At 57.8% G+C, this 1,054-nt stretch carries 1 protein-coding gene; it reads right to left on the reverse strand.

What is annotated here, in order from left to right; translation table 11 throughout:
• Nucleotides 1-1,054, reverse strand: a 1,054-nt coding sequence (locus JUK32_RS12320) for a reverse transcriptase domain-containing protein (protein WP_255538231.1), incomplete at both ends; no start/stop codon positions are given.

The following is a 1,054-nucleotide window of genomic DNA, read 5'->3' on the forward strand; positions in this document are numbered from 1 at the left end:
TCAATGACATCATCGGTCTTGAAGACCAAGTTGCAAGCGTTACAACGTCCCTTCTGGCGCTTCAGCAATTGAGCGACTCGGGCCGGGATGAGCGGGGATTGCCCGCGCCTGGCGGCCCAGTAGAGCCAATCGCCATCATAGGGACTACGAGTTCCCTGCACTTTGGTAAAGCGCCGGATGGGCGTGTCCGCATGATTTGCCAGCTGAATCCAGGCATCGTGCTGCGTGCGTGCGGCAAAGACCCATTGGGCGTTGCCGAGGGCCTGCCAGTACTTGCGGTTCACCCATCGCCGGTGCTTCTTCGGATGCCGTCTGCGCGCCCAACTTTGCAGGCTGGCGAAGAGGGTTGCCGAAAGAGCGGAGAAGGTGCGTTTACTCACTTGAGTGGAGTAGTAGCGACACCAGCCGCGAATGACCGGGTTGAGATGAGCGATCAGAGCGGCTTGGGGAGCCGCGCGATGGGATCGCACGATCTGAGCCAGCTTTTGGCGGTGGCGTTTAACCTTGTCCTGAGCGGGTTTGATGAGTGTTTTGAAGCCGAGCGGTGTGCCTCGACAATGCCCCGTTTGGTGTTTACCGACCGGGTATTGCCGCACCTGGAATCCGAGGAAATCGAACCCGGCCTTCCCTTCATCGGCATCAAGCGTATGGGCGATCCGGGTTTTCTCCGGTTTCAGCCCTAAGCCGAATGCCGCCAACCAATCAGCGAGCGCTGATTGAGCTGATTGCACCACCGTCAGATCGGGATGTAAGACCACCAGATCATCGGCGTAACGGATCAGCGTCGGCGCGGGAATTTTGACCTCTTTGCCGTCGATGTAAATGGACTTGCGTGGAAAGGCTTGATGGAGATGTTCCTCCATGCCGTGGAGGCAGATATTCGCTAGCAGCGGCGAAACTGGCCCGCCTTGAGGGACCCCCTCAAAGGTGGAGAACAACTGATTACCATCGAGCACGCCTGCCCTGAGCCAAGCTCGAATTTGACGGCGTAGGGTCGGAAATGTATTGAGCTTGTCCAATAGCTGGTCGTGCGAGATTTTATCGAAGCACTGGG

The sequence above is a fragment of the Halomicronema sp. CCY15110 genome (assembly GCF_016888165.1).
Taxonomy (GTDB): Bacteria; Cyanobacteriota; Cyanobacteriia; order Phormidesmidales; family Phormidesmidaceae; genus Halomicronema.